Here is a 12126-nt window from a genome sequence, read left to right as displayed (position 1 = left end):
GTGGTTGATCGGTACCCCCTGTGCCCCCGGGCAACCCCCTCACGCTCGGGCCGGGCGGAGCGGCCCGCAATCGGCCGCGGGCCGAACGGGTGCCCGCCGGTCCGGATCCGGCGGGCACGCCTCATCCGGACGTGCCGCAGCAACAGGAGCAGAGCGTGGCCACCGCTCCCGGACCTGCCCCCGTACGTACCGGAACAGGCCAGGAGCGGCCGGGCCGGCGGGGTCAGAGGGACCGGGCCGGGGCACTCCCCCGGCCCGGTCCCGGTCAGCGGCTGCGGAACCGGTCCAGCAGCGCCCGGCCCGCACCGGTGCGGGAGCCGTCGCCACGTGCGTTCCTGCCGCTTGCGGCACCGGACTTGGCCTTCGGAACCGTCCTGGCCTTCGCAGCCGCCCCGGACTTGGCGCCGGCGGCCTTCGGCTTCGGGGCCTTCGCGGCCGTGGCGCCGGTCCTGGGAGTGGGCCTGGCCTTCGGCCTGGGCTTGGGCCTCGTCGTCGTTCCGGACTTCGGCTCCGACTTCGCCGCCGGTTTCGCCCGTGCCGCGGCCTTCGCCCATGCGCTGCGCCACGATCGTCGCGCCGACGGCGCCCCCCGCTTGTCGCCTGCGGGCGGCGTCGGAGCGCTGGTCCGCTCGGGAGCCGGCTCCGGTTCCCGTCCTGCCGCCAGCACGTGGTACCGGTGGCTCAGACGGCGCCCCAGCAGCAGGTAACCGAGGAGCGCTCCCGCGGTGTTGAGGATGACGTCGTCGACGTCGAAGGCCCGGCCCGCCACCAGGGCGCCCTGCACGAGTTCGACCAGAACTATGACCGCCACGGTCAGCAGGACCATGCGGATCATCCGCATGCGGCGCGGTACGAGGATGGGCAGAATCACGCCGAACGGCATGCCCAGCACCACGTTTCCGCCCGCCTGCTTGCAGGCCGCGAGGAACGTGTAGTCCTCCGCGTACTGACGTAGCGACCGGCCCGGCCGCAGATTCGACTTCACCAGTTCCTCCGAGGCGGGCGAGGGCGTGAGCGTCACCTTCGCCAGCACCACGGAAAAACCGACCATGGCCAGCAAGGCCAGCACCAGAATGGTCACCTGCAGGAGAACGCTCGCCCAGGTTCTGCGCCGCGTTCCGTTCTGCGTCCCGCTCTCCGCCTCTGCGTTCATGGGCGACAAGTTCCCCCGTCCGGTCGGACCACACCTCACGGGCCGGGGCGCGACTCGGCGTTCGCGGAACGCGGTGGGCACGCTGATCGCCCCGCCGGCCCCTGCGCGGCGCCGATGCCGTAGCGGCGGTCCCAGGTCCGGAGTGTCGTCGGCGCGACGCAGGGTCGACGTGCCACTGTGCCCGTGGCCGGGCCGAGGACACTGTCGCGCCGCGCGCCTGTTCCGCGGAGGACGGCATGCGTTTGATCATCCGACGCAGGAACGACGCGTGTTGTCCGGCCGGGCCCCACCCCGGAGCAGCTGCCGGGCCTGGCCGCCCGGAGGAAGGACAGCCATGACCGCGCTCGCACCGCAGGACACGCTGCCGTGGCTCGCACATGACGTTGCCGACGAGGAGCTCGCCGCCGGGCTGGTCCGCGGCAGCGAGGAGTGTTTCGCCGCCGCCTACCGGAGGTGGGGTTCCCTGGTGCAGTCGCTGGCGGCCCGCTCCCTGGGCGACAGCCGGGAGGCCGAGGACATCACCCAGCAGGTCTTCATGGCCGCCTGGCGCGGCAGGCTCGGATACCGCCCGGAGCGCGGACCGCTGGCCGGCTGGCTGGTCGGCATCACCCGTCGCAAGATCGCGGACGCGCTCACCGCCCGCACCCGTCGCGGAGAGCTGGCCGCTGCCACCGCGGCGCGGCTGCGGGTGACGGACACCGGCGCGGCCGACCGTCCGGAGGCGGCGCTCGACCGGGTCCTGGTCGGGACGGAGCTGGGGAAGCTGCCCCAGGTGCAGCGCCGGATCCTGCACATGGCCTATTACGACGGCATCCCCCAGACCCGCATCGCCGAGCTGACGGGGCTGCCGCTCGGCACGGTCAAGAGCCATGTCCGCCGCGCGCTCCTCCGTATCCGGAGTTCGGTGTCCGGCGCGCCGGACGGCGTGGAGTGCTGACCGGCGCACGATCGACGCTGCGGGTCAACACACCTGGTCAAGGGCGCCCGCGGAGAGGGAACGCGGGCAGCGGCCATCTGGCGGACCGGTGTTCCGCCACGGCATCCGGACGCTTCGAGGAGCGTGACGCGCGACGGCGAGGCACGGTGAAGCGAGCAACACCCCTGCCGATGCGGAGATCCCATGGTGAGCAGTAACAAGGAGAAGCCCCTGCACTGCCTGGTGACCGGGGCCACCGGATACATCGGGGGCCGGCTGGTGCCCGAGCTCCTGGCGGCCGGGCACCGGGTGCGGTGCATGGCTCGGAGCCCGGAGAAGCTGCGGGACTACCCGTGGGCCGGGGATGTGGAGGTCGTACGGGGTGATGTCACCGACGCGGACTCGGTCGCCGCGGCGATGGCCGGTATCGACGTCGCCTACTACCTGGTGCACGCGCTGACGAGCGGTGCGGACTTCGAGGACACGGACCGCGCGTCCGCCACGGTCTTCGCCGAGTCCGCGGCCCGCCGAAGCGTCGGCCGCATCGTCTACCTCGGCGGGCTCACGCCACCGGGCGTACCTGCGAAGGAACTCTCACCGCATCTGCGCTCACGCGCCGAGGTCGGCAGGATTCTGCTGGGATCCGGGGTCCCGGCCACCGTTCTGCGGGCGGCGGTGATCATCGGATCAGGGTCGGCGTCGTTCGAGATGCTGCGCTATCTCACGGAGCGGCTGCCCGTCATGGTGACACCGAGCTGGGTTTCGACCCGGATCCAGCCGATCGCGGTCCGGGACGTGCTGCGCTATCTGGTCGGCAGCGCCCGGATGCCCCGGGAGGTCAGCCGTGCCTTCGACATCGGAGGGCCGGACGTCATCACGTACCGCGAGATGATGCAGCAGTACGCGGAGGTCGCGACGCTTCCGCACCGGCTGATCCTGCCGGTGCCGATGCTGACGCCCACGCTGTCCAGCCACTGGATCGGGCTGGTCACACCCGTTCCCAGGTCGATCGCGCGGCCCCTCGCCGAGTCGCTGCGCTATGAGGTCGTGTGCCAGGAACACGACATCGCGCGGTACGTGCCCGACGGGCCCGGACAGCCCTTCACGTTCGAGAAGGCCCTGCGGCTGGCGCTCCAGCGGGTGCGCGAGGCCCGGGTCACCACCCGGTGGTCCTCCGCGTCGGTGCCCGGAGTGCCCAGCGACCCGCTGCCCACCGACCCCGACTGGGCCGGCGGCAGCCTGTACACGGATGTGCGGGAGCTCGACACCGATGCGTCGCCCGAGGCCCTGTGGAAGGTCATCGAGGGGATCGGCGGCGACCACGGCTGGTATTCGTTCCCGCTGGCCTGGGCGGTGCGGGGCTGGCTCGACCGGCTGGTGGGCGGGGTGGGCCTGCGCCGCGGCCGGCGGGACACCGACCGGCTGCGGGTGGGTGATTCGCTGGACTTCTGGCGGGTCGAGGCGATCGAGCCGGGGCATCTGCTGCGGCTGCGTGCGGAGATGCGGCTGCCCGGCCTGGCATGGCTGGAAATGTATGCGGAGCAGGACGGGAACGGCCGGTCGCACTATCGGCAGCGGGCCCTGTTCCATCCGCGCGGGCTCCTCGGACATGCGTACTGGTGGAGTGTCTCCCCGTTTCACGCGATCGTGTTCGGGGGGATGGCCCGTAATATCGCGCGGGCCGCCGCCGCGGTGCCGTCCACTCCGGGAGAACGCCGCGCAGTCACCCGGTGAGGGTGCATCCGCCGAGGCCCCGTGACGGAACAGGAACACGTACACGTACACGTACACGGCCCCGCCCAGGAGTTGCGCCATGACCGTTGCGGTCGTCCTCTTCACCGCCGACCTTCGTCTGCACGATCATCCGCCGTTGCGCGCCGCGCTCGCGTCCTCGGACGAGATCGTGCCCCTGTTCGTCCGCGACACGGGGATCGACGCGGCGGGGTTCGGCGCCCCGAACCGCCTCGCCTTCCTTGCGGACTGCCTTCGGGATCTCGACGCGGGGCTGCGTGAGCGGGGCGGCCGGCTGGTGGTGCGCTCGGGCGACGTGGTCGCCGAGGTGTGCCGGATCGTCTCCGCGACCGGGGCGGGCGACGTCCACCTGGCCGCGGGGGTCAGCGGCTATGCCCGTCGCCGTGAGGAGCGGCTGGGTGCCGCGCTGGAGTCCGCCGGGGTGCGGCTGCACGTCCACGACGGTGTGGTCACAGCCGTCGCTCCCGGCGCCGTCACGCCGGCCGGCTCGGATCACTTCGCCGTGTTCACCCCGTACTTCAGGCGCTGGTCCGCGGAGCGGGTCCGTGAGGCATTCGGCGCGCCGCGCAGCGTGCGGGTGCCGGACGGTCCGGGGTCCGAGGACGTGCCGGTCCGCTCCGCTGTCGCCGGCGTCTCGGCGGGGCTCGCCGAGGGCGGCGAGAAGGAGGCCCGCCGGCGGATCGCCGCCTGGCGGCGGCACGGGCTCCCGGCGTACGAGGACCGCCACGACGACCTGCCGGGAGACGCCACGTCCCGGCTCTCGCCGCATCTGCACTTCGGCACCCTGTCCCCCGTCGAGCTGATCCACCGGACACGCTCCGTGGGCGGAGCGGGAGCGGACGCGTTCGTGCGGCAGCTGTGCTGGCGCGAGTTCCACCACCAGGTGCTCGCGGCGAGGCCCGCCGCGGCCCGGCTGGACTACCGCACGCGCCACGACCACTGGCGGTCCGAGACGGACGCGGCCGAGGAGATCGAGGCGTGGCGGCAGGGGCGCACCGGCTACCCCGTGGTCGACGCCGCGATGCGCCAGCTGCGCCACGAGGGCTGGATGCACAACCGCGGACGGCTGCTCACGGCGGGCTTCCTGACCAAGACCCTGTACGTGGACTGGCGCGTCGGCGCACGGCACTTCCTGGATCTGCTGGTCGACGGCGACGTCGCCGACAACCAGCTCAACTGGCAGTGGATGGCCGGCACGGGAACGGACAGCCGGCCCAACCGGGTGCTCAATCCGGTGGTCCAGGCGAAGCGCTACGACCCGGACGGCGACTACGTACGGCGGTGGGTGCCGGAGCTGGCGGCAGTGGCCGGACCGGCGGTGCACGAGCCGTGGAGGCTGAGCGCTGCGGAGCGCGCCGGTCTCGGGTATCCGGACCGGATGGTGGAACTGGCCGACGGGCTGGCCCGGTTCAAGCAGGCGCGCGGTCTGGAGTGACTTCCGCGGGCGCGGCACGCCGCGTCGGGGACAAGGCACCCCGCCGGACCGGATCCCGGCGAGGATGCCGGAATGGCGACTTCCACCACGTCCACCGACCCGCCCGGCCGTGACACCGCGGACGACCGGCGTGGCCATGCGGCGCTGCTGCTCCTGTCGGCGGCCTCCGGCGCGGCGGACGCGTTCGTCTTCATCTGCGTCGGCCAGGTCTTCGCCGGGGTGATGACGGGCAATCTGGTGCTGCTGGGGGCTTCGGCCGCCGGGGCCGGTGAGGAGGGAGTGGCGTTGCGTGTGGTCACGGCACTCGTCTCGTACGGCTGCGGGGTGGTCTTGGGTGCGGTGACGGGTGAGCGGGTATGGCGTCGGCTGCCGGTGATGCTGGCGGTCGAGGTGGCGCTGCTCGCCGCCGGTGCGGCGCTGTGGGGGCTGGATCTGATCACGTCGGGCGCGGACCGGCTCGGCCTGCTGGCTCTTCTGGGGGTCGCGATGGGTATCCAGGGCCGGGTCCGGGCCACGCCGACGAACTACTTCACCGGAACGCTCACGTCACTCGTCGGGCGGCTGGCCGTGGGGTCGTGGCACCGCGGTGACGGCTGGGTCGCCGGCCGGCTGGCCGCTGTGGTGGCGGGCGCGGCGGTGGCCGCTCTCGCCGTGCGCAACTGGCCGTCCACCGGGGCCGTGGCGGCGGCCGCGCTAGCAGTGGCGGCACTGCTGGTCGAGGTCGCGCCGCGACGGCGCTGATGCGCCGGCGCCGGCCGGGGTGCCGGTACCGCGTCCGGGCAGAAGGAAGCCCCGGCCGGATCGGGGGAATCCAGCCGGGGCGGCTTCAGGTGTGGGCGCTCAGTGCGTCATCCACACATAGGTGAACGATAAACCACAGTCTTGTGTTCCCGGGAATCCGTGCCCCGGACTGTGATCCAGGGCACGGGCAGCCAGGCCGGACGGCCGTGCGCGTCACTCACTGTCGGCGCGCACACCGGTGCCGTAGCGACGGTTGAACTGCTCGATCCGGCCGGCGGTGTCCAGCACCTGCCGCGCCCCCGTGTAGAACGGGTGGCTCGCCGACGAGGTCTCCACGTCGATGACGGGATAGCTCCGGCCGTCCTCCCACGTCACTCGCTGCGCGGAGTCGGCGGTCGAACGCGTGAGGAAGGCCGCCCCGGCGGCACGGTCACGGAAGACCACCGGGCGGGAGACGGGGTGAATGCGGGACTTCATGTGCGTACCTTCCTTGTCGCTGAGGGCCTAGTCACTGAGGCAGTCACTGAGGCAGGAGGGGCGAACGGTGCAACCGTCCGCCCGTGTGGCGTGAACCGCTCCGCGGTCAGCGCTCCTCGCGGAAGAGGACGTGCTGCCCGGCCGCGGGATCGTACTTGCGCAGGACCAGTCGGTCGGGGTTGTTGCGACGGCTCTTGCGCGTCACATAGGTCTGACCCGTTCCGGCGGTCGAACGGAGCCTGACGACGGGACGGGCTTCACTTCGGGCCATGGGCACCTCCGGTCTCGCGAACCGAACCCGGCCCTTGATGGGAACGGGATTCGTTTTCGTTCTGCCGTTGCAACGCCGATCCGTCCGGCCGCATTCCCGCCCGGTGCGGGCGGGGAGACCGCAGCAGGCCGACGCATGTCCGCCATCCTCCGGCGACGCCGTCACGTGATGCCGTAACGATCGTTGACCGCAGTGCCCGACACAGCGAGTGACCACCCGAGGAACGTGACCATGCGCCTGAAGAACACCCTCTCCGCCATCGCGGCTGCCACGATGATCGCCGCCTTCACGATGACGGCGGCGGGACCGGCCGCCGCCGCAGGCGACACCGCGCCCGCCTGCGTGGCGCGCGAGGTCGTCAAGCAGGACAAGACGGCCTGGACGACCAACAACTGCGGCCGGAACATGCACATCAAGCTGGTCATCGACCACGGCCCCGATCAGCGGTGCTGGACCACGTTCCCCGGCGAGACCCTCAAGTGGACCTGGAAGATGGGTTCGTACGGCCGGATCGCCGTCTGCTGATACCGGGGACCCGCACCCGCCGAAGCCCCTCGACGCCCGGCCGGAGCCCTTGCCCACCGCGAGGACTCCGGCCGCATATGCCCCGCCGCGCTCCTCGCCCACTGCGAGGAAGTGGCGCGAACAGGCACACCGGAGCCGTTCGCACGCCGTGCGACTGGGCTCAACACCCGCCAAAAGCACGGCTGTTCGAAAGATCGCGGTCACAGTCAGCCGCTGGCATATGCCCGGTGCAAGAACGCATCGAGTGTTGCCAAACCACTTACGGGCCCCAGTCGGCTGTGCGACAGTCGTATTCGGTCCACCCTCAGACCTGGTTGTACCGCGCCTGTATCGGAGTACGTCATGCCGTCCCATCTGCCTGCGGACCGCCCCGCCCCACAACCGCCCGAGCGCGATGCCGTCGATGCGTTGATCAACCGGACGCATCGGCTGCGCGGAGATGTGGACGCGGTACGGCGTGATGCCGTGCTGGTCGACGAGGACGATCCGCAGATGCGCTGGCAGCGCGCGCTCTGCGATCTGGCGGTCCATCACCTGGACGATCTCGGTGCGCATCTGGGACAGCTCAGGGAAGGGCTGCCGCCGGAGGCCGCGGAGCAGCTCGCGGCCGGACTGTCGCTGGAAACGGGTCAGCGACCCGCCGGCGATGAGCCGGCGGGTGCACTGATCGGCCGGGTGGGCAGCGCCGAGTGGAATCTGCTGACGGACGAGGTCAGCTGGTCCGACGAGCTGCTGGAGATCTTCGGCCGGACGGCCGACGCCGGACCGCTCTCCCTCGATGACCTTCCCTCGGTGCTCTTCCCCGAGGACCAGCCCCTGCTCACCGCGCTGGTGACGGACTGCCTGGTCGACGGAAAGCCGATAGACGGCGAGTTCCGTATCCAGCGCACCGACGGGCAGCCGCGGACGCTGCACATGATGGGCGAGCCCGTGCTCGACGCGGACGGCTGCACCGCTTCCATGTGGGCGGTCCTGCGTGACGTCAGTGCGCTGCGGCACAGCCAGCAGATGGTGCGCCGCACCCAGGACTCGCTCCGTCGCCAGCAGCACATCGACCGCACCGAACACCGGATCGCGGTCGAGTTGCAGGAGGCCGTGCTTCCGCCGTGGCGGGGCTCGCTGCGCCTGCCTGTCCAGGGACCCGGGGCCCTGGACATCGCGGCCCACTATCTCCCCTCGGAGTCGAGCGCCCTGATCGGCGGTGGCTGGTACGACGCCATGGAACTGCCCGACGGCAGGACACTGCTCACGGTCGGGGATCTGACCGGCCACGGCATTCAGGCCACCTCGGCCATGGCGATGATCCTCGGCGCCCTGCGCGGTATGGCGATGGCCGGCGTCGAGCCCGGCGCCCTGATGGGGCACCTGAACCAGTTGCTTGAGACATCCCTCCAGCCCGCCCTGGGCAGCGCGGTGTGCTGCCGCTTCGACCCCGCGGCCCGCACCCTGGAATGGGCGCAGGCCGGACACCCCGCACCGCTGCTGTTCCGCGACGGAACAGGGCGCCCGCTCCCCCAGCCCGACGGCGTACTGCTCGGGGCGGCCTCCGGGGTCGTCTATGAACAGGACGAGGCGCACCTGCTGCCCGGTGATGTGCTGGTGCTGCACTCCGACGGGCTGGCCCGGGCCGGCAACGGGCCGGGCGGCCTCCGCCAGGGCACGGAAGCACTGCTCGGACTTGCGCCGCGCTTCGCCGAGGCCCGTACGGCACAGGACTGTGTACGGGCCGCCGCCGAGGAGTTCGGTGGCGCCCGGCGACTGGACGACGCCTGTGTGCTGATCGCCCGTATCGGGGCGTAGACACGGCACGCCCGGGGGCGGGCGCACAGAACAGAACTCACGGCACAGGTACGCAGGACGTCCGGCGGTCCGCGGTGCGGTGTCCGGGCAGGTGTTGAGGGTCGGCGCCTTCTCCATCCGGCGCTCCGGGGTCAGACCTCCGAACTCCTGGTCCGCTGCTTGATGAGTGAACTCTGCGGCAGCGAGCGCTTGATCTCCTCGCGCAGGTCCTCGATCTTCGCGTATCCCGCGAACTGGCCCGTCAGCCGGTACATCTCGCGCAACCGGTCCCAGGTGCGGTGGGAGGAGGTCTCCCCCATCGTCACCAGGGCGAGCCGGGCGTAACGGTCGGCCTGTTCGGGATCGTCGGCGATGAAACATGCCGAGGCGAGCGAGATGTAGTCGAAGATCTTGGACCGCTGGCGCCCGTTGACCCGCAGTTCCAGTGCCTGCTTCGCGTGGCGCTGGGCCATGACGGCCGCCGCCGGCTCGTGCTCGGCCAGGGTGCGGAACGCCAGTGCCTGCATGCCGTGCAGATCGGCCTCGTCGAACATCTGCATCCAGCTGGGCGGTGGCACATCGCCCTTGTCCGAGACGAAGAGCTCCTCGGCCCTGCCGAGGGTGCGCCGCATCGCCTGGCCCCGCCCCATGGAAGCCTGCGCCCAGGCCTCGATGGTGTGCAGCATCGCCTGCGTGCGCGGCAGGACCATGTCGCCGGAGCCGGACTTGGCGAGCTTCATGAGGTCGAGCGCGTCGTCCGGACGGCCCAGGTGAACCATCTGGCGGGCCGCCCTGGAGAGGGCCTCGCCCGCGCGCGGGCGGTCGCCGCCCTCGCGCGCCGCGTGCGCGGCGATGACGAAGTACTTCTGGGCGGTGGGCTCGAGGCCGATGTCGTGGGACATCCACCCCGCGAGTACGGCGAGGTTGGCAGCGACGCCCCAGAGGCGGCGCTGCAGATGGTCGGGGTGCCGGTAGGCGAGCATGCCGCCCACCTCGTTGAGCTGGCCCACCACTGCCTTGCGCTGGAGCCCGCCGCCGCGGGAGGCGTCCCAGGCGCGGAACACCTCCACGGACCGCTCCAGCGCCTCGATCTCCTCCGAACCGATGGGCGCGGCCTCGTACCGGTCGAAACCGGCCGGATCCGCGTGCACGGGATCGTCGATGCGTGGGGCGTCGGCCGCCAGTACGGGGTCGGTGTGCAGCCAGTCGTGCATGGGGCCGGCGATGGTGGAGCCGGCGGCGAGCGCGGCGCCCGCGCTCACCAAGCCGCGTCGGTTGAGCATGAGGTCCATTCCCGTGAATTCGGTGAGGACCGCTGCCGTCCGCTCGGGCGCCCAGGGAAGTTGGTCGGGATTCTGTTCCGTCCCGGTCTCTCGCCGTTTCCCCACACGCCCGCGCCGTCCGAACCCGAGGTCCTCGATGGTCACGACACGACCGAGCCGCTCGGTGAACAGGGCTGCCAGCACTTTGGGCACGGGATCACGGGGGGACTCCCCCATGTCGATCCAGCGCCTCACCCGCGAGGTGTCGGTGGCAAGCTGGGGGTGGCCCATGGCCGCCGCCTGCTTGTTCACCATTCTCGCGAGTTCGCCCTTGGTCCAGCCGGCTAGGCCGAACAGGTCCGACAGGCGGGTGTTGGGTTCTCCGGTCACGTCAAGCCCCCAGGTTCTCGGCTGTGTTGACAGTAACCCCCTGTCAGATGCCCTGCGACTATTCGCCAGGGTTCGCCAGGGTCCGCCAGATGGTCTGCCACCCGCGGGCCGGTGTCAGGTAGGAAAGCGCCACCCCGCCCGGCAGCCCTCGGTACTCCCCAGGGTGCCGAACGGCCGCCGGCCGGGGCGGCGCACGCAACTTGTCGGCGCACGAAGGGATCTGTCTCGCCCATGTACACAGCATCGTCCTCCGTGTCCGCCCCGCCCCGGCCGCTCCGTCCCCTCGGGGCGGGCGGCGGGCCGTATCTCGACCCCCGCGCCGCAGTACCGGCGCCCGGCCTGGGTCGGACCCGGCGCGTGGCAGGGCCGGGTACTCAATCACTCAGCGGACGACTGGACCTGTCCGGCCCCCAGGGCGCGCAGCTGAGGATGGCCATCGCCTCGGTGCACCGGATCTGTCCGGAGTTCAACCCGGTCCAGGTACTGCGGCGCAGCGGCCGTTCGGTGCTGCTCGTCGGCTCCACCGGACGCACGACCGCGGTCGCCAAGTGCTTACTGGACCACTCGCCGGCGTGGTCGGAACGGTTCCGCCACGAAATAGCGGCATACCGGGCGTTCGTCCGGCATCGTCCGCCGGTACGGGTTCCCCGGCTGATCGCGGCGGACCCGGAGAACTGCACCCTGGTCATCGAGCGGATGCCCGGCCGGGTGGCGGCGCTGACCCGGCATCCGTCGGAGGCCCCGCCCCGGGCCGATCTGCGGGCGGTGCTGGGAGCGGTCAGCCGGGTCAACGCCTGGCGGCCGTCGGCCGGCCTCTTCGAGGCCCCGCTGGACTACGCGGCGCGCATCGCCCGCTATCACGAGCTGGGGCTGTTCACCGACCGTGACCTGGGTGACCTGCAGAAGCTGATGCACGGTCTGTCCCATGGCGCCGGACGCCAGGGGACGGGACAGTTCTGTCACGGTGACGCGCTGCTCTCCAACATCCTGCTGTCGCCGACCGGTCCGGTGCTGGTGGACTGGGAGCATGCCGGCTGGTACCTGCCGGGATACGACCTGGCGACGCTGTGGGCGGTGCTGGGTGACGCGCCGGTGGCCCGTCGTCAGATCAGCCAGCTCGCCCAGGCGCCCGGCCCTGCGGCCCGGGACGCGTTCCTGATCAATCTGATGCTGGTACTCACCCGCGAGATCCGCACGTACGAGACGGCCGTGCAGCGGGCCATGCGGGACACCTCCGCTCCCGCTCGTACCGGCCAGGACCGGCCGGGCGCGCTGTCGTCGGGCGAGGAGCAGCGTCTGCTGCTGCGCCGCCTTCACGACGACTGCGCGATGGCCCGGCGGGCCGTCCGAGCCGCGGTCGGCACTCGCTGACCGTTCCACGGGGAGGCGCGCTGCGGGTCCGGTGCCGACACACCGGGCCCGCAG

Annotated in this window: 10 protein-coding genes and 1 pseudogene; 7 read left to right on the top strand and 4 right to left on the bottom strand. The window is 71.7% G+C overall.

Annotated elements, in window-relative coordinates:
* Window positions 1-265 precede the first annotated feature (265 nt).
* Window positions 266-1153: a VanZ family protein gene (locus ACFVW8_RS35500; RefSeq protein ID WP_389697492.1), complete on the bottom strand. Its 888-nt coding sequence runs from the start codon at window positions 1151-1153 to the stop codon at window positions 266-268.
* Window positions 1154-1487: 334 nt separating this feature from the next.
* Here ACFVW8_RS35500 and ACFVW8_RS35495 point away from each other — a divergent pair, with 334 nt between their 5' ends.
* The 4 genes and pseudogenes from ACFVW8_RS35495 (at window position 1488) to ACFVW8_RS35480 (ending at window position 6118) form a co-directional block, all read left to right on the top strand.
* Window positions 1488-2090 carry a sigma-70 family RNA polymerase sigma factor gene (locus tag ACFVW8_RS35495; protein WP_389697490.1) on the top strand — a complete coding sequence of 201 codons (603 nt, stop codon included), beginning with the start codon at window positions 1488-1490 and terminating at the stop codon, window positions 2088-2090.
* A gap of 183 nt (window positions 2091-2273) precedes the next feature.
* The gene (locus ACFVW8_RS35490) at window positions 2274-3803 is read left to right on the top strand and encodes an SDR family oxidoreductase (protein ID WP_389697488.1); all 1530 of its coding nucleotides are present in this window, start codon (window positions 2274-2276) and stop codon (window positions 3801-3803) included.
* 79 nt (window positions 3804-3882) lie between these two features.
* A complete protein-coding gene (locus ACFVW8_RS35485) occupies window positions 3883-5256 on the top strand; it encodes a cryptochrome/photolyase family protein (protein WP_389697486.1) in 1374 nt (457 codons plus the stop codon).
* A 147-nt stretch (window positions 5257-5403) separates the two neighbouring features.
* Window positions 5404-6118, top strand: a pseudogene (locus ACFVW8_RS35480) (DUF1275 family protein).
* A gap of 92 nt (window positions 6119-6210) precedes the next feature.
* On the opposite strand, the gene ACFVW8_RS35475 reads toward ACFVW8_RS35480, so the two are convergent.
* Together ACFVW8_RS35475 and rpmG are read right to left on the bottom strand one after the other, a co-directional pair.
* Window positions 6211-6474, bottom strand: coding sequence for a type B 50S ribosomal protein L31 (locus ACFVW8_RS35475; protein ID WP_389697484.1), 264 nt, complete (start codon window positions 6472-6474; stop codon window positions 6211-6213).
* A gap of 106 nt (window positions 6475-6580) precedes the next feature.
* Window positions 6581-6745 (bottom strand): 50S ribosomal protein L33, encoded by a 165-nt coding sequence (gene rpmG, locus ACFVW8_RS35470; protein WP_389697482.1) that lies wholly within the window; start codon window positions 6743-6745, stop codon window positions 6581-6583.
* Between the two features lie 231 nt (window positions 6746-6976).
* On the opposite strand from rpmG, the gene ACFVW8_RS35465 reads away from it, so the two are divergent.
* A complete protein-coding gene (locus tag ACFVW8_RS35465; RefSeq protein ID WP_389697480.1) occupies window positions 6977-7270 on the top strand; it encodes a hypothetical protein in 294 nt (97 codons plus the stop codon).
* A gap of 342 nt (window positions 7271-7612) precedes the next feature.
* Window positions 7613-9070: a PP2C family protein-serine/threonine phosphatase gene (locus tag ACFVW8_RS35460; RefSeq protein ID WP_389697478.1), complete on the top strand. Its 1458-nt coding sequence runs from the start codon at window positions 7613-7615 to the stop codon at window positions 9068-9070.
* Window positions 9071-9201: 131 nt separating this feature from the next.
* Here the strand turns inward: ACFVW8_RS35460 and ACFVW8_RS35455 are convergent, their stop codons facing one another.
* The gene (locus ACFVW8_RS35455; protein ID WP_389697476.1) at window positions 9202-10701 is read right to left on the bottom strand and encodes a hypothetical protein; all 1500 of its coding nucleotides are present in this window, start codon (window positions 10699-10701) and stop codon (window positions 9202-9204) included.
* 231 nt (window positions 10702-10932) lie between these two features.
* Here ACFVW8_RS35455 and ACFVW8_RS35450 point away from each other — a divergent pair, with 231 nt between their 5' ends.
* Window positions 10933-12072, top strand: a complete 1140-nt coding sequence (locus tag ACFVW8_RS35450) for an aminoglycoside phosphotransferase family protein (RefSeq protein WP_389697474.1) — start codon at window positions 10933-10935, stop codon at window positions 12070-12072.
* The last annotated feature ends 54 nt before the right edge of the window (window positions 12073-12126 follow it).

This window comes from Streptomyces sp. NPDC058221 (assembly GCF_042882365.1).
Classification (GTDB): domain Bacteria; phylum Actinomycetota; class Actinomycetes; order Streptomycetales; family Streptomycetaceae; genus Streptomyces.
This window is presented reverse-complemented; position numbering and strand designations above follow the sequence as displayed.

Bases quoted from the DNA above. Each gene is read 5' to 3' on its own strand.
- ACFVW8_RS35500 (WP_389697492.1), bottom strand. From the start codon at position 1,153: ATGAACGCAGAGGCGGAGAGCGGGACGCAGAACGGAACGCGGCGCAGA.
- ACFVW8_RS35495 (WP_389697490.1), top strand. From the start codon at position 1,488: ATGACCGCGCTCGCACCGCAGGACACGCTGCCGTGGCTCGCACATGAC.
- ACFVW8_RS35490 (WP_389697488.1), top strand. From the start codon at position 2,274: ATGGTGAGCAGTAACAAGGAGAAGCCCCTGCACTGCCTGGTGACCGGG.
- ACFVW8_RS35485 (WP_389697486.1), top strand. From the start codon at position 3,883: ATGACCGTTGCGGTCGTCCTCTTCACCGCCGACCTTCGTCTGCACGAT.
- ACFVW8_RS35475 (WP_389697484.1), bottom strand. From the start codon at position 6,474: ATGAAGTCCCGCATTCACCCCGTCTCCCGCCCGGTGGTCTTCCGTGAC.
- rpmG (WP_389697482.1), bottom strand. From the start codon at position 6,745: ATGGCCCGAAGTGAAGCCCGTCCCGTCGTCAGGCTCCGTTCGACCGCC.
- ACFVW8_RS35465 (WP_389697480.1), top strand. From the start codon at position 6,977: ATGCGCCTGAAGAACACCCTCTCCGCCATCGCGGCTGCCACGATGATC.
- ACFVW8_RS35460 (WP_389697478.1), top strand. From the start codon at position 7,613: ATGCCGTCCCATCTGCCTGCGGACCGCCCCGCCCCACAACCGCCCGAG.
- ACFVW8_RS35450 (WP_389697474.1), top strand. From the start codon at position 10,933: ATGTACACAGCATCGTCCTCCGTGTCCGCCCCGCCCCGGCCGCTCCGT.